The organism is Micromonospora desertarenae (assembly GCF_056150265.1).
On the sequence record NZ_JAXCFQ010000003.1, the window covers coordinates 484556 to 498619 of the forward strand.

15 protein-coding genes and 1 tRNA gene are annotated in these 14064 nt (G+C 74.4%); 6 read left to right on the forward strand and 10 right to left on the reverse strand.

From position 1 onward, the window contains the following. Positions 1-262: 262 nt before the first annotated feature. Positions 263-1552, forward strand: a complete 1290-nt coding sequence (locus SM577_RS08215) for a L,D-transpeptidase (RefSeq protein ID WP_474580549.1) — start codon at positions 263-265, stop codon at positions 1550-1552. 68 nt (positions 1553-1620) lie between these two features. Here SM577_RS08215 and SM577_RS08220 read toward each other — a convergent pair. Both SM577_RS08220 and orn read right to left on the reverse strand, forming a co-directional pair. Then, positions 1621-1693: transfer RNA gene (locus tag SM577_RS08220), tRNA-His, on the reverse strand. A gap of 106 nt (positions 1694-1799) precedes the next feature. Next, positions 1800-2390 (reverse strand): oligoribonuclease, encoded by a 591-nt coding sequence (gene orn, locus SM577_RS08225; protein ID WP_302917891.1) that lies wholly within the window; start codon positions 2388-2390, stop codon positions 1800-1802. A 72-nt stretch (positions 2391-2462) separates the two neighbouring features. Between orn and SM577_RS08230 the strand changes: the two genes are divergently transcribed. Further along, a complete protein-coding gene (locus tag SM577_RS08230) occupies positions 2463-3758 on the forward strand; it encodes a glycosyltransferase 87 family protein (protein ID WP_474586596.1) in 1296 nt (431 codons plus the stop codon). Between the two features lie 147 nt (positions 3759-3905). Here the strand turns inward: SM577_RS08230 and SM577_RS08235 are convergent, their stop codons facing one another. The 4 genes from SM577_RS08235 to SM577_RS08250 all read right to left on the reverse strand — a co-directional run bounded on the left by SM577_RS08235 (position 3906) and on the right by SM577_RS08250 (position 8148). Then, positions 3906-4913, reverse strand: a complete 1008-nt coding sequence (locus SM577_RS08235; protein ID WP_474586597.1) for a hypothetical protein — start codon at positions 4911-4913, stop codon at positions 3906-3908. Between the two features lie 141 nt (positions 4914-5054). Next, the gene (locus SM577_RS08240; RefSeq protein WP_474586598.1) at positions 5055-5789 is read right to left on the reverse strand and encodes a YcnI family copper-binding membrane protein; all 735 of its coding nucleotides are present in this window, start codon (positions 5787-5789) and stop codon (positions 5055-5057) included. Positions 5790-5803: 14 nt separating this feature from the next. Continuing rightward, the gene (locus SM577_RS08245) at positions 5804-7468 is read right to left on the reverse strand and encodes a copper resistance CopC/CopD family protein (protein WP_474586599.1); all 1665 of its coding nucleotides are present in this window, start codon (positions 7466-7468) and stop codon (positions 5804-5806) included. Between the two features lie 35 nt (positions 7469-7503). Next, the gene (locus SM577_RS08250; protein WP_474586600.1) at positions 7504-8148 is read right to left on the reverse strand and encodes a zf-HC2 domain-containing protein; all 645 of its coding nucleotides are present in this window, start codon (positions 8146-8148) and stop codon (positions 7504-7506) included. Between the two features lie 107 nt (positions 8149-8255). Between SM577_RS08250 and SM577_RS08255 the strand changes: the two genes are divergently transcribed. Genes SM577_RS08255 through SM577_RS08270 form a run of 4 tightly spaced genes read left to right on the forward strand, consistent with a single transcriptional unit; the run spans position 8256 to position 11188 of the window. Continuing rightward, a complete protein-coding gene (locus SM577_RS08255; RefSeq protein WP_302917896.1) occupies positions 8256-8846 on the forward strand; it encodes a sigma-70 family RNA polymerase sigma factor in 591 nt (196 codons plus the stop codon). A 32-nt stretch (positions 8847-8878) separates the two neighbouring features. After that, positions 8879-9403, forward strand: coding sequence for a MauE/DoxX family redox-associated membrane protein (locus SM577_RS08260; RefSeq protein WP_474580542.1), 525 nt, complete (start codon positions 8879-8881; stop codon positions 9401-9403). Beyond that, the gene (locus SM577_RS08265) at positions 9396-10112 is read left to right on the forward strand and encodes a DsbA family protein (protein WP_302917898.1); all 717 of its coding nucleotides are present in this window, start codon (positions 9396-9398) and stop codon (positions 10110-10112) included. The genes SM577_RS08260 and SM577_RS08265 overlap by 8 nt, the downstream gene beginning before the upstream one ends. After that, on the forward strand, positions 10109-11188 hold the full coding sequence (locus tag SM577_RS08270; RefSeq protein WP_474586601.1) for a hypothetical protein: 1080 nt from the start codon (positions 10109-10111) through the stop codon (positions 11186-11188). Before SM577_RS08265 ends, SM577_RS08270 begins: the two co-directional genes overlap by 4 nt. A gap of 105 nt (positions 11189-11293) precedes the next feature. Here the strand turns inward: SM577_RS08270 and SM577_RS08275 are convergent, their stop codons facing one another. From SM577_RS08275 to SM577_RS08290, 4 genes are read right to left on the reverse strand one after another with little or no spacing between them, the layout of a single operon-like run. Next, on the reverse strand, positions 11294-12058 hold the full coding sequence (locus SM577_RS08275; RefSeq protein WP_302917899.1) for an energy-coupling factor ABC transporter ATP-binding protein: 765 nt from the start codon (positions 12056-12058) through the stop codon (positions 11294-11296). Beyond that, complete coding sequence (gene cbiQ, locus SM577_RS08280) at positions 12055-12825, reverse strand: cobalt ECF transporter T component CbiQ (RefSeq protein ID WP_302917900.1); 771 nt, start codon at positions 12823-12825, stop codon at positions 12055-12057. The genes SM577_RS08275 and cbiQ overlap by 4 nt, the downstream gene beginning before the upstream one ends. A 14-nt stretch (positions 12826-12839) precedes the next feature. Next, the gene (locus SM577_RS08285; RefSeq protein ID WP_302917901.1) at positions 12840-13247 is read right to left on the reverse strand and encodes a PDGLE domain-containing protein; all 408 of its coding nucleotides are present in this window, start codon (positions 13245-13247) and stop codon (positions 12840-12842) included. Next, complete coding sequence (locus SM577_RS08290) at positions 13244-13960, reverse strand: energy-coupling factor ABC transporter permease (RefSeq protein ID WP_474586602.1); 717 nt, start codon at positions 13958-13960, stop codon at positions 13244-13246. Before SM577_RS08290 ends, SM577_RS08285 begins: the two co-directional genes overlap by 4 nt. Positions 13961-14064 lie beyond the last annotated feature (104 nt).

A 14064-nucleotide genomic window follows, 5' to 3' on the forward strand; every position in this document is an offset into this window, starting at 1 on the left:
CCCTCCCCCTCCCTCCCCCGGCCCACCCAGCGTCGATCATGAGGTTGGCGGCGCCGATTCCGGCATTCCGCCCCGCCAACCTCATGATCAACCGGCTGGATCCGCGGGTGGGGAGGGGCGGGAGGGGAGAGTTGGTGTCGGAAACATCCGATTACGGACATGATGGTCGGGGTGTTTCACGGCACCCCTGGCAACGGGTATCCCTCCCCGTGCGTCAGTTGAGAGACGATGGGCAACCGGGGACCACGACTGTGAGGGAATCATGCGAGCTGTCCAGGACCAGCTGAAGCGCCGCGGTGGGCGGCGCCGCGGGCTCGCGGCGGCCGTACTCGCCGCGGCGCTCGCGCTGACCACCGCCTGCACCGACGGCGGCGGCGACAAGCCGTCGGGGTGGCAGGCCGGCAGCCAGAACGCCGCGCCGAAGGCCGCGGCCACCATCACCGAGCCGCAGGCCGACGCCAAGGACGTGCCCGCCTCCACCGGCATCACCTTCACCACGAAGGACGCCCAGGAGACCACCGTCGAGCTCAAGGACTCGGCCGGCGAGGCGGTCGAGGGCCAACTCGCCGCGGACGGCAAGAGCTGGCTCCCGGCCGGCGCGCTGAAGTACGGCGAGACCTACACCGCCACCGTCACGGCGACCGGTGACGACGGGCGGCCCGCCACCGCTACCAGCACCTTCACCACCATGGCCAAGCCGTCCAAGCAGGTCCGGGTGAGCAGCTTCCTCGGCGACGGCCAGGTGGTCGGCGTCGGCATGCCGCTGATCGTGAAGTTCAGCCGGGCCGTACCGGAGGACTACCGCGACGACGTCCAGCGCCGGATGACGGTGACCTCCACGCCGGCCCAGGAGGGCATCTGGCACTGGGTCAGCCCGACCGAGGTGCGCTACCGGCCGAAGGAGTTCTGGAAGGCCAACAGCACAGTCTCGTACCGGGTCCAGGCCGGCGGCCTGCCGATGGGCGACGGCTGGTACGGCCGCGCCGACCTCACCGTCGACGTCAAGATCGGCCCGTCGCTGATCATGACGGTGGACAACAAGACCAAGCGGATGACCGTCCGCAAGGACGGCGCGGTGGTCAAGACCATCCCGGTCAGCCTGGGCAAGAAGAGCACGCCGTCGTCCAGCGGCACGATGGTGGTGATCGAGAAGCTGCGCAAGACGGTCTTCGACACCTTCGAGGAGCTCGGCCCCGAGGAGGGCTACCGGACGAAGATCGACTACGCCCAGCGGCTCACCTGGGGTGGCGAGTTCATCCACGCCGCACCCTGGTCGGAGGGGCAGCAGGGCCGGGTGAACGTCTCGCACGGCTGCGTGAACGTCTCGATGGCCAACGGGGCGTGGCTGTTCGCCAACACCCGCATCGGTGACCCGATCGTGGTCAGGGGCACCGAGCGGAAGCTGCAGAACGGCAACGGCTGGACGGACTGGAACATGAGCTGGGAGCAGTACGTCAAGGGCAGCGCCCTGCCGTACGAGCCGCCCGCCGCACCGGGCACGGACGCGACGGCGGACCCGGACGTCGCGCCGAGCACGAGCCCGACCGCCTGAGTGCGGCACCCCCGGCCGCACCGGAAAACGACGGAAGCCCCCTCCGCGGAGGGGGCTTCCGTCTACCGGGTGACTGATGGGAATTGAACCCACGACAACCGGGACCACAACCCGGTGCTCTGCCAACTGAGCTACAGCCACCATGCCGTCCACCCCGGGCGATCGCCCCGGGCGGGTGCGGACCAATCATAGCCTCACCCCGGCCCGCCGCGTCCAGCGGGTTGCCGCCGCCGGCGGGCGGCCCGGTTCACAGCTGCGCGGCGATCGCCTTGGCGCTCTCCACGTCCGGCCCGGGCAGCGGGACGAAGATCGTCCGCCGGTAGTACTCCAGCTCCCGGATGCTCTCCCGGATGTCGGCCAGCGCCCGGTGCGCGAGGCCCTTCTGCGGCTGCCCGAAGTACACCCGCGGATACCACCGGCGGCAGAGCTCCTTGATCGAGGAGACGTCGATCATCCGGTAGTGCAGGTGGGCGTCGAGGCGCGGCATGTCCCGGGTGATGAAGCCCCGGTCGGTGGCGATGGAGTTGCCGCAGAGCGGGGCGGTGCGCGGGTCCTTCACGTAGCGGGTCACGTAGTCGAGGACCATGTCCTCGGCCTCCGCCAGGGTCACCGTCGACCGGCGGACCTCCTCGGTCAACCCGGACTTGCCGTGCATCGTCGCCACGATCTCCGGCATCGCCTCCAGCGCCGCATCCTCGGCGTGGATCACGACGTCGACTCCGTCGCCGAGCACGTTGAGGTCGGGGTCGGTGACGAGCGCGGCGACCTCGATCAGCTTGTCCCTGCCGAGGTCCAATCCGGTCATCTCACAGTCGATCCAGACGAGGAGATCAGCCACCGGGACAGCCTACGCGCAGCCCACGACCCGCGGCTGCGCGCTCCCGGCCGAGCGGACGGTTAGGGTTTGCCCGTGCCCGCAAAACCCGCCGCACCGCCCGCCGTCCTCACCGACGACGCCGGCGGCGGCCGTCGGGTGCGCCGGATCCTCGCCGTGCTGGCGCTCGCCGCCGTGCTGCCGGCGCTCTACCTGCCGGGCCTGGTGCACGACTTCTTCGACCTGAAGATCTACATGCGGGCGATGGACTGGTGGGCGGCCGGCAACCCGCTCTACGACTACGTGCAGCCGGACCGGGTGCAGGGCGAGTTGTACTTCACCTACCCGCCGTTCAGCGCGTTGCTGCTGCTGCCGTTCGGGGCGCTGCCGCTGGGCGCCACCGTGGCGATCTTCACAGCGCTCACCGGGCTGGCCGTGGTGGTCACCACCCGATGGCTGGTCCTGCCCGTGATCGAGCGGCACCACCTGCCCCGGCTGTTCACCCTCGTGGTGGCGGTGCTGCTGGTGCTCGCCGTGGAGAGCACCCGCGAGACGATCACCTTCGGTCAGATCAACATGCTGCTGGTCGTGCTGATCCTGGCCGACCTGCTCTTCGCCGTACCGCAGGGGCGGAAGTGGGCCGGGGTGGGGGTCGGGCTGGCGACGGCGCTCAAGCTCTTCCCCGGCATCTTCATCGTCTACCTGCTGGCCACCCGGCGGTGGCGGGCGGCGATCGTGGCGAGCGTCACCGCCGCCGCGGCGACCCTGCTCGCCGCGGCCGTCGCGCCGCGGGACTCGTGGCGGTTCTGGGCCCACGAGCTGTGGGCCACCGACCGCGTCGGTCGCACCGACTACACCGGCAACCAGTCGCTGTTCGGGCTGCTCAGCCGGATCACCGCGCCCGAGCAGCCGTCCCGGCTGGTGTGGCTGCTGCTGGTCGCGGTCGTCGCCGGGTACGGGCTGTGGCGGGCGGTGCGGGCCGCCCGGGCCGGGGACGCGCTGGCCGGGCTGGCCCTGACCGGCCTGGTCGGGGCGCTGGTCAGCCCGATCACCTGGACGCACCACATCTACTGGTTCATCCCGGCGGTGGTGGTGCTGGTCGACGCCGCCTGGCGCGCCGATCCGTCCACCATGGCCGGCATGCGGCGCCGCCGCTGGCTGGCCGCGCTGGCGATCGGCACCATCGCCCTCATCGTGTACGGGGTGGTCACCTTCTACGACTGGGGGGTCGCCCCCGCGCGTACCGACTCGCCGGGGGAGTTCCTGGTCCGCAACACGTACGTGCTGCTCAGCCTGCTGCTGCTGGTGACGCTGCCGGCGCGGCCCACGGTGTCCGGGACGCCGGCGCCGGGCCGGGAGAAGTCGCACCAAATGGACGGACTTCCCGAGTAGCGCCGATCACCGCTAATCTGGTCCCAACTACCTCAGACGTCTCTCGGGTAGCACCGATCCCCCGGTGAGGGCGGCCCTCCGTGTCGGCAGCGCGGCGGGCCGCTCGCCGTTTCCACGCCGGCTCCCGGACGAGCGGCGGATCGATCGTCAGTCGGCGGCCTCGGGCCGGCCGGCCTGGGTGCGGTCGGTCACCGGAACCGGGGCGACCGTCTCCTCCGGCCCGCTGGGCGGCCAGGCCAGGGTCAGGGTCACCCCGCGCGGGTGCGGGGCCTCCGTCGCGCCGGGTTCGGGCAGGTCGGCCAGGGTGGACGGCCGGCGGGCGGGACCGGACCCGATCGCCGGCCGGGCGGCCCCGACCGTCGCGAGTTGCCGCCCGCCGACCAGGGAGCGGTCGGTGTCCCGGGTCGGTTGCGCGCCCAGCCCGCTCAGCGAACTCACCCCGAGGCGCCCGGCCAGCACCGGCACCTGGTCCGGCTCGACCACGAAGACCACCTCGCGGGGCCGGACCGGCCGCAGCAGGAGCAGCAGCGCCAGCGTCACCAGCAGCATCCCGCCGGCGAGCAGGCCCGCCGTGGCCGGGGCGGTCCACCCGGACCGCAGTTCGGCGCGCAGCCGCAGGGTCAGGTCGGGCCGGCCGTCGGGGTGCATCACCACCAGGCTCAGCCGCTGGTCGGCCACCTCCTGCGGGCTCCACTCGAGCGCGCCGATCCCCTCGCGTACCCAGAAGGGACGGCCGACGGGGGCGATGCCGGCGGCCGGCGCGGCGGCGGTGGCGGGTCCGGCCCGGTCGAGCCGGACCGGCAGCGGGCCCCGGGCCAGCGCCACCCGGCGGACGGTGGCGTGCGGCACCGGGTCGAGCCAGCGCCGCACCTCGTCGGTGGGGGCCAGGCCGACGAAGGCCGGCCCGTCGGCGGTACGCGCCTCCAACCGGAGCGTCGACCCGACCCGCGCGAACGGCGCCTCCGCGCGGAGCAGCGCGTCCACGTCCCGGACCACCACCGCGTGCCCGGTCGTCTGCACAGTCTCGAAGCGGGCGGCGAACGCGCCGCCGGGGTCGGCGTGCCGAGCCAGCATCCAGAGCGCCCCACCGGCGAACAGCGCCGGAATCCCGATGATCAACAGCACCGTTCCGAGCAGCGCCCGCACGACCCGCATCCGCTCCGTCCCCCTCCGTAGCCGAGTACCCGGTCGACCTTACCGACGTCGGCCTCTCGATCAGCGGATATCCACGGTCGAGGATCCGGAAAAGCCGTCGGCCCGCCGGCTGGTCCGGCGGGCCGAGCGGCGCGGCGCGACTCAGGACTTCGGGGTCGCCTCCCGGCGGGTACGCGCGAACGCCAGTCCGCCCAGCAGCAGGCCGGCCGCGCCGGCGACCAGGCCGGCGATGCCGAGCCCGGTGGCCACGCCCACGCCCTCGGCCTCGACCTCGTCGTCATCGTCGTCGTCCGCCCGCGCCCCGGCGGTGGGGCTGGCCGACGCGCCGGCCGCGGTGAGGGTGAGCACCGGCGCGGGGCTCTCCGGCTCCTCGCCGCCGGGCGTCGGCTCCTCGATCCAGCGCTGCACGTTGCCGTCGGAGTAGGTCTGCAACGTCTTGAAGACCATCCGGTCGACCTGCGGCAGCGGGCCGAGCGAGACCGGGAACTCCTGGAACTCGCCGGGCTTGACCCCCGCGTTCGCGGTGGCGGTCCAGGTCAGCTTCGACACCACCTCGCTGAGCTGGCTGCCGTGCACCTCCACCGGCGGGTCGACCTTGCGCTTCTCCACCGCCACCGTCCAGCCGGGCACCGGCATCGTCGACACCGAGCCGACCGGCGCGTTCTCCGGCAGCACCACCTCCACCTTGGTGGTGGACGCCGTGTCGCTCTCGTTCGGCACCCGGAACGCGATCCGGGCGTAGCCGCCCTGCGTCGCGTCCTTCGGGTTCACCGTGACGTGGGCCGACGCGGGCGCCGCGAAGCCGAACACCGCGGTGGCGACGGCGCCGAGCGCCAACGCGGCCGCGGCAGTGAAGGAACGCCGGTGACGGATCATGGACGGGGACCTCTCTAACGGATCGGCACGGTGGCGGTCACCGTGGCCTGGTCGATGTCGGACGTACGGGCGGTGACGCGCAGTTGCCACTCCCCCGCCGCCGGCAGGTTCATCTCGCCGGTCGCGTGGTTGTCGGTCAACGGCAGTAGCGGGACCTCGATCGGTTCGATCCCGGCCGACGGCAGCGCGGCGGTGGCCTTCCACTCGACCACCGGCTGCGGCCGGTTGTCGGCGGTGTACGCGTAGAAGTGCACCGTGTTGTTGCCCCGCTGGGCCGGGTCGATCTCGATCTGGAGCGAGAAGAGGGAACTCGACACGGTGGTGGAGAAGTAACCGGCCTCGGACCCGGCCACGTCGGTGGCGGCGGTGCGGGCCGGGGTGGTCTGCACCAGGGTCGCTGTCACGCCGAGCACCACGGCGGTGACCGCCAGCTCCACCCAGACCGCCCGGCGCACCTGCCCCGGCCGCTCGACCCCGACGCGCCGGCGCACCAGCTGCCGGGAGTACGCGGCCACCCCGATCACCAGCGCGAACAGCGCGATCTTGGCCAGCACCAGCCGGCCGTACGTGGTGTTCACCAGGGCGCCCGGGGTGGCCACCTCGATCAGCGCCTGGACGGTGCCGGCGAGCAGCAGCGCGGAGACCGCCAGCGCCGCCCAGCGCGACCAGATCGGCAGGATGGCGCCCAGCTCCCGCTCGTCGGCCCGGGGCAGCAGGAAGCCGGCGAGCATCACCAGCCCGCCCAGCCAGACCGCCATGCTGCCCAGGTGCACCGCGTCGACGACCACCGAGACCGCCGGCGCCGGCGAGGCGGCCGGGTGCCCGGCCACCGGCCAGGTCAGCAGCGCGGCCCCGGCCAGGATGCCCAGGATGCCCAGGTCGGCCCGGCCGACCGGCCCGGCCAGCAGCGGGCGGAGCAGGAACGCCGCCGCGGCCAGCAGACCCAGCCGGACCAGGTGCGCGGCGCCGAACGCGCTGCCCAGCACCGCGCTCAGCCCCTCGCCGGTCACGTCGAAGAGCCCGCCCCCGGCGGTGTACGGCACCTGGAGCAGCAGGTTCGCCACGGTGGAGAGCGCCACCAGGCCGATGCCGGTCCAGGCCAGCCGGGCCGGACCACGCCGGGACAGCCGCCGCGGCCAGAGCGCGGCGAGCACCAGCGCCGGGCCGACGAGCAGCAGCAGCCCGACGTAGCCGACGTACTTGGCGACCTTGACCGCGGTGCCGACCACCGGGTCGGCGCGGCTGTCGTCGCCGCTGTCGACCGGGGGCGCCGAGGGAGCGCCGACCGAGTAGGTGAACGCCCCGGAGACCGGGTGGCTGTCGGCGGAGATCACCCGGTAGCTGACCAGGTAGGTGCCGCGCCCGGCGGCGGGATCCACCGGGAGGGTCACCACCGCGCCCTCGAAGGTCGGCTCGCCGCGGTCGGCGCGGTCGCCGTCCGGCGCGATCACCCGGATCTTGCCGGGCACCTTGCGCACCGACTCGCTGAACGTCAGCACCACCTCGGCCGGGGCGCTCGGCACCACGGCCGAGGAGACCGGGCTGCTGCTGACCAGCACCGCGTGGGCGCTGGCCGGGCCGGCCGGGGCGATCAGCAGGGCGACGACGGTGACCAGCAGGCCGGCGGTGGCGGTCAACCGGGCGGACCAGCGGCGGATGGCGGCAGTCATGCCGATCATGCTCGCCGACGACGGCCCGCCGCGGCGACCCGGCGTCACCCGCGCCCCGCCGCGACCGCCGTCGACAGCGGTCGGTCCGGCTCGCCGCTGACCCGGCCGAGCGCCCAGAGCAGGCCCGCCTGGACCACGGCGGCCAGGTGGCCCACCTCGTGCACCAGCGCCGTGGTGGAGTTGGCGATGTCCACCGCGCTGGTGCCGGCCAGGCAGACCGCCAGCACCAGGGCGACCGGCACGAACGCGCGGGCCCGCTCGGGCCGCCAGGCGGCCAGCGCGAAGCCGACCGCGAGCGCCACGTCGAACGACGCCATCTCCCGGCTGGTGTGCGGGTCCACCGACACCCCGAGCCCGGCGAGCAGGATCGGCAGCGCGATGGCCAGCTGGGCGACCGCGGCCACCGCGACCGCCACCCGCAGCAGCTGCCGGCGGGCGCGCACCGCGGCCGCCGCGGCCCGCCCCGGGCCCAGCGGGTCGGCGGCGACCGCCGCCAGCACCGAGGCGGTCAGATCCGGTACGGCCACCGCCCGCACCCGGACCAGCCGGGTCACCTGCTCGGCCCGGGCGAGCCAGTTCCGGCAACCCGGGCAACCAGCGGTGTGCGTGTCCAGCGCCGCCGGCGCCGTCCGCGGATCCTCGCCGTCCAGCCGCGCCGACAGCGCCGCGCGTACGTCGTCGCATGTCATGAGCGGGTAGTCGGCCCGGATCCGGGAAAAGTTCCCGACGTGGCGCAGGACATGGAGGGGCCGAAGGACCCTCCCGCCCGCCACGGCGCCGCGTAACCTGGTTTGTCGTGATCCCCGCCCCGCGCGACACCACCGCCGCCGGTCCGGCCGACCCGGCCGGTGCCGCCGGGCGGGAGTCGGCGACCGGCTGGGCGCTCGCCGCCCGCGACGGCGATCCGGTGGCCCAGGCCGCGTTCGTCCGGCTCACCCAGGCCGAGGTGTGGCGCTTCGCCGCCGCCCTGGTCGACCCGGACAGCGCGGACGACCTGACCCAGGAGACGTACCTGCGGGCGTTCCGGGCGCTGCCGTCGTTCGAGGGCCGCTCCAGCGCCCGTACCTGGCTGCTCGGCATCGCCCGCCGGACCTGCGCCGACCACCTGCGGGCCGTGGTGCGGCGGCGGCGCCTCGACGCACGGCTGGCCGCCGACGCCTGGACCGACCGGCCGCACCCCGACCCGGCCGGTCACCTCGGCGCCGCCGACCTGGTCCGCCGGCTGCCCGCCGAGCGGCGCGGGGCGTTCGTGCTCACCCAACTGCTCGGCCTGTCGTACGCCGAGGCCGCCGTGGTGGAGGGGGTGCCGGTGGGCACCATCCGCTCCCGGGTCGCCCGGGCCCGCGCCGACCTGGTCGAGGCGGTCGGCGACGCCCTCGCCGGGTGATGCGGGAACTTCCAGCGGAGCCGGAACGACAAATGACCGTGACCGCACCGAGCATCCGGGCCGCCCGCTGGCCCGGCGTCCGGCCCTGGCTCGGCGTCGCCGCACGGTTGGGCCTGGCCGCCGTCTGGCTGGTCGCCGGCGGCTCCAAGATCGACGATCTGGCCGCCTCCGGCCGCGCCGTGCACGCCTACCAGATCCTGCCGTACGACGTGGCGACCGTGGTCGGCGCCGCGCTGCCGTTCGTGGAGCTGGCGCTGGGCGTACTGCTGCTGCTCGGGCTGGCCACCCGGCTGGCCGCCGGGGTCTCCGCGGCGCTGCTGGTGGTCTTCATCGCGGGGATCGCCTCGGCCTGGAGCCGGGGCCTGGCGATCGACTGCGGCTGCTTCGGCAGCGGCGGGCAGCTCGCCCCGGGGCAGGCGCCGAGCTACCTCCCGGAGATCCTCCGGGACCTGGGTTTCCTGGCGCTCGCCGGATTCCTGCTGATCTGGCCGCGTACGCCCGTCTCGGTCGACGGCTGGCTGACGGGCGACGCACCCGTGGAGGACGAGGATGAGTAGTCGCAAGGGACAGAAGGGCGCGGCCCGGGTGGTCCGCGAACAGCTCGCCCGGGAGCGGCGGCGCAAGCGGACGCTCTGGGTGTCGATCGGCGCGGTGCTCGTGCTGGTCGTCGCCGGCCTGATCGGCTGGAGCGTCTACTCCAGCCAGCGGGCCGACGAGTTCACCGCCCCGCCGGGCGCCAACGAGGCCGGCACCGGCGTCGTGCTCGGCACCGGCCCGGTCACCATCGACCTCTACGAGGACTACCTCTGCCCGGCCTGCAAGCAGTTCCAGCAGGTCAGCGGCGACACGATCGACCAACTGGTCAGCGCGGGCAAGGCCAGGGTCGTCTTCCACCCGGTGGCCTACCTGAACCGCTTCTCCACCACCGACTACTCCACCCGGTCGTCGGCCGCCTCCGGCTGCGCGGCCGCAGGCGGCAAGTTCAAGGAGTTCACCGACGTGCTCTTCGAGCGGCAGCCGCCGGAGGGTGGCGCCGGCCTCAGCGACGACGAGCTGATCGACATCGGGGCGGGCGTCGGGCTGAACCGGGACGACTTCGGCTCCTGCGTGCGCGACGGCACGTACGAGCCGTGGACCGAGCACGTCACCGACGAGGCCAGCAAGGCGAACATCACCGGCACCCCGACCATCCTGGTCGACGGCAAGCCGGTCGCCGACCGCAGCCCGGAGGGGATCAGGGCGGCCGTGGAGGCGGCCGGGAAGTGATCCGTGTCCTGCTGACCCGCGCCGGGCTGCTGCTCGCCGGGGCGCTCACCGCCACCCTCGCCACCGCCGCGCCGGCCGCCGCGCACGGCGCGGACGCCCCGGACGGGACCGACTACCGCACCCAGATCACGGCGGTCACCCCGAGCCGGCCGGACCTGAGCGTACGGGTGGTGGAGGCGGGCGCCCGGCTGGAGCTGACCAACACCGGCGACACCGCGGTGGAGGTGCTCGGCTACTCCGGCGAGCCCTACCTGCGGGTCGGCCCGGACGGGGTGTACGAGAACCGCCGCTCCCCCGCGACGTACCTGAACCGGACCATCGCCGGCGACACCAGGCTGCCGGCCGAGGCCGACCCGGCCGCCGCGCCGGACTGGCGGCGGGTGGACGACTCGTCGACGGTGCGCTGGCACGACCAGCGGGCGCTCTGGCGCGAGTCGGCGCCACCGCCGCAGGTGCGGGCCGCCCCCGACCGGCAGCACCGGGTGCGGGACTGGGTGGTGCCGCTGCGCGCCGGCGGCGAGCCCGCGGAGATCCGCGGCACGCTCGACTGGGTGCCGCCGCCGGACGCGTACCCGTGGTGGGCGGCGGCCACGGTCGGGCTGCTGGCGGTGGGCGCGCTCGGGCTGCTCCCGGCCCGGTCCCCGGCCGGCGGGCGGGCGCTCGCCGGGCTCGGCGCGCTGCTGGTCGCCGGCGGGCTGGCCGCCGTCGTGTTCACCGTTGGCCGGGAGGTCGACGCCGGCGCGCGGGGCGTCGGCGGGCTGCTCACCGGCCTGCTGGCCGGGCAGGTGTGGGCGTTGCTCACCGGGCTCGGCGCGGTCGCCGCCGGGATCTACGCGCTGGCCCGCCGGCCGGCCGCCGAGTTCGCGCTGGCGCTGGCCGGCGCCTGCCTGGCGCTCTTCGCCGGGGTGGCCAACGCGGCCGTCTTCGCCCGCGCCGTCGCCCCGGTGCCCTGGCCGGGCACCGCGGCCCGGATCCTGGTCGCCCTGGTCCTCGTCGCCGGCGCCGGCGCCACCGCGGCCGGCGCCCTCCGCCTGCACGCCGCCCCCCGCCAACGCACCCCCACACCCCACCCCTGACGCGTCCCCGCGCCACCCATTGCCTCGTCGATCTTGCACTTTCGGCCCTCGATTCGGGGGCTACATCCGCTTCTGTCGGGGCAGCAAGTGCAAGATCGCGGGGCGTCAGCGCGGGGTGGGGGTGAAGCCGTAGGGGAGTTCGAGGCGGTGGCGGGTGAGGAGGTCGGTGTCGGTCAGGAGGTCGCGGGTGGGGGCGTCGGCGACGATCCGGCCGGCGTCCAGGATCACCGAACGCTCGCAGAGCTCCAGCGCGTACGGCAGGTCGTGGGTCACCATCAGCAGGGTCACCGGCAGGCCCCGGAGGATCTCGGCCAGCTCCCGCCGGGCGGCCGGGTCGAGGTTCGACGAGGGCTCGTCGAGCACCAGGATCTCCGGGTGCATGGCGAGCACGGTGGCCACCGCGACCCGGCGACGCTGGCCGAAGGAGAGGTGGTGCGGAGCCCGGTCCCGGTGTTCGCCCATCCCCACCGCGGCGAGGGCCTCGTCCACCCGGGCGGCCAGCTCCGCGCCGCGCAGCCCGAGGTTGGCCGGGCCGAACGCGACGTCCTCCGCCACCGTCGGCAGGAAGAGCTGGTCGTCCGGGTCCTGGAAGACGATCCCCACCCGGCGGCGCACCTCGGCGAGGGTGGCCCGGTCCTGGCTCACCGCCAGCCCGCCGACGCGCACGCTCCCCTCGGTGGGCGTCAGGATGCCGTTGAGGTGCAGCACCAGCGTGGTCTTGCCGGCGCCGTTCGGCCCGAGCAGCGCCACCCGCTCACCGCGCGGCACGGTCAGGTCGACCCCGTGCAGGGCCACGTGCCCGTCCGGGTACGCGTACCGCACGCCACGGACGTCCAGGCTGGGAGGTGTCGGCTGCACGACACCGATCATGTCAGCAGGACGGCGGTGGCGGCGACGCCGGCCGCCAGGACCGGCACGGTGGCCGCGACCAGCCACTGCCCGGCCGTCGCCGCGCCCGCGCCCTGCCACACCGCCGGCATCCGCCCCGAGTAGCCGCGCGACAGCATCGCCAGGTAGACCCGCTCGCCCCGCTCGAACGCGCGCAGGAAGAGCGCCCCGACGCCGGCGGCGAAGCCGCGCAACTGCCAGAGGAAACGCGGGTCGTCACCCCGGGAGACCCGGGCCACCCGCATCCGGCGGGCCTCACCGACCAGCACGTCCAGGTAGCGCAGCATGAACGTGGCGATCTGGGTGAGGATCTGCGGGCAGCGCAGCCGGTCCAGGCCGACGATCAGGTCGCGGGTGGTGGTGGTCGCGGCCAGCAGCAGCGAGGCGAGCACGCCCAGCGTGCCCTTGGCGACGATGTTCCAGGCCCCGTACAGGCCGTCCTCGGACAGCCGCAGCCCGAGCAGCTCGACCCGCTCGCCGGCCCCGAGGAACGGCAGCGCGACCGCGAACAGCACGAACGGCAGCTCGATCAGCGCCCGGCTGAGCAGCCAGCCGGGGCCCACCCGGGCCAGCGCCGCCACCGCCGCCACCAGCAGGGCGTACGCGCCGAACGCCCAGAACGCGGTGCGCGGGGTGGCCACCACGGCCAGGGTGAACACCACCATCGCCACGATCTTGACCTCGGGCGGGAGCCGGTGCACCGGTGAGGCGGACTCCCGGTACAGCACGTGCGCGTGCCCGGCGCCCATCGTCGTACCGCCGCTCAGCCGGCGGTGCCGGCGCGCTGCCGCCCGTCGGCGGCCGCGTCCGGCGCGCCCCCGGCGGCCCCGCCGGCGTCCGAGCCCCGGCGGCGGACCAGCCAGAACGCGCCACCGGCCACGGCGAAGGTGAGCAGCACGCCGAGCACCCCGGACAGGCCGGTGGAGAGGAACTCGTTGTCGACGCCGGAGATGCCGTAGTCGGCCAGCGGGCCGCCGATCTCGTGCTCCCGCTCCGCCCGCGCCGGGCAGGTGCCGCCGGTGATGTTGTCCTCGGCGTCGAACGTGCAGCCCTCGCGCAGCGACGAGTCCAGCCCGTCCGGGTGCGACGAGGCGAAGTTGCTCACCACCCCGGCCAGCAGCAGGGCCACCAGCAGCCCACCGACGACGAACCCCCAGGAACGCTTCCTCACCGGACACCTCCGACGGCCGGAACGGGCGCCGGCGCAGCCGGCTTCAGGGCGCGCAGCGCGTAGACGAGATCGGGCCGCACCTTGGCGACGGTGACCACCGTGGTCGCGGTGATCAGCCCCTCGCCGACGCCGATCAGCAGGTGCACCCCGGCCATCGTGCCGGCCAGGCCACCCAGGTTGCCGCCCAGGTCGGTGGTGCCGCCGAGCCAGTACTGCCCGACGAAGCCCATCGCGGCGACCACCACGCTGAGCAGGGCGGAGACGAACGCGGTCACGCCGAGGCCGGTCGGGGTGCGCGGCAGCACCCGCAGCAGCAGCGCGATCAGCAGGTACGCCGCGGCGGTGCCGAGGACCGCCATGTTGGTGATGTTGAGGCCGAGCATGGCCACCCCGCCGTCACCGAAGACCAGCGCCTGCACGACCAGCACCACCGCCACGCAGAGCGCGCCGACCCACGGGCCGACGAGCATCGCGGCGAGCGCCCCACCGAGCAGGTGGCCGCTGACGCCGGCGGTGAAGATCGGGAAGTTGAGCATCTGCACGGCGAAGATGAAGGCGGCGACGAGGCCGGCCATCGGGGCGAGCCGGTCGTCCAGGTCGCTGCGGCCGCGCAGGACGCAGAACGTCATCGCCACCAGCGCCACCGCCGCGAACACCGCGGCGACGGGACCGTCGATGATCCCGTTCGAGATGTGCATCGCCAGGGTTTCCACGTGACCTCCCACGCGACGGCGGGCCTGTCCACGCCGGCAGGCTCAGCCTATTTTCCCCATATCGCTGTTGCCAATATCTGGCAACAAGCCATGGTCCTGATCAC

Bases quoted from the DNA above. Each gene is read 5' to 3' on its own strand.
- SM577_RS08215 (WP_474580549.1), top strand. From the start codon at position 263: ATGCGAGCTGTCCAGGACCAGCTGAAGCGCCGCGGTGGGCGGCGCCGC.
- SM577_RS08235 (WP_474586597.1), bottom strand. From the start codon at position 4,913: ATGCGGGTCGTGCGGGCGCTGCTCGGAACGGTGCTGTTGATCATCGGG.
- SM577_RS08240 (WP_474586598.1), bottom strand. From the start codon at position 5,789: ATGATCCGTCACCGGCGTTCCTTCACTGCCGCGGCCGCGTTGGCGCTC.
- SM577_RS08245 (WP_474586599.1), bottom strand. From the start codon at position 7,468: ATGATCGGCATGACTGCCGCCATCCGCCGCTGGTCCGCCCGGTTGACC.
- SM577_RS08250 (WP_474586600.1), bottom strand. From the start codon at position 8,148: ATGACATGCGACGACGTACGCGCGGCGCTGTCGGCGCGGCTGGACGGC.
- SM577_RS08260 (WP_474580542.1), top strand. From the start codon at position 8,879: ATGACCGTGACCGCACCGAGCATCCGGGCCGCCCGCTGGCCCGGCGTC.
- SM577_RS08265 (WP_302917898.1), top strand. From the start codon at position 9,396: ATGAGTAGTCGCAAGGGACAGAAGGGCGCGGCCCGGGTGGTCCGCGAA.
- SM577_RS08275 (WP_302917899.1), bottom strand. From the start codon at position 12,058: ATGATCGGTGTCGTGCAGCCGACACCTCCCAGCCTGGACGTCCGTGGC.
- cbiQ (WP_302917900.1), bottom strand. From the start codon at position 12,825: ATGGGCGCCGGGCACGCGCACGTGCTGTACCGGGAGTCCGCCTCACCG.